This window comes from Streptomyces sp. O3, from assembly GCF_054788135.1.
This window is the reverse complement of record NZ_JBTVYK010000184.1, coordinates 1-274: the sequence shown is the minus strand read 5'-3', so window position 1 is coordinate 274 and position 274 is coordinate 1. Positions and strand designations below refer to the sequence as shown.

Annotated in this window: 1 protein-coding gene; it reads left to right on the top strand. The window is 35.4% G+C overall.

Annotation, left to right across the window (positions count from 1 at the left end; genetic code table 11):
* The coding region (locus ACX6XY_RS30280) for a hypothetical protein (RefSeq protein ID WP_460337885.1) at positions 1–274 on the top strand (274 nt) is incomplete at both ends.

The following is a 274-nucleotide window of genomic DNA, read 5'->3' as shown; positions in this document are numbered from 1 at the left end:
AACTTATTCAACATCCGCAAGTAAGCCAGTAGATGGTAGTATTACTATCGCTTTAGAAATTACCAACAATGCAGCTAAAACACTCGAAACCTATCCAAACCAAGGACAACTAGAGGCAAACAAGTTAGATTTAAATGGAGGAGATGCTGTTTTATCTAATTTTGATACAACTGAAATTAAGCCTGGCGAAACCGCCAAAGGAAAAATCGTTTTTCCCGTAGATGATTTAGACAAAGTTTCTGATATTACATGGATTTCTTATAGTTTTCTAAGC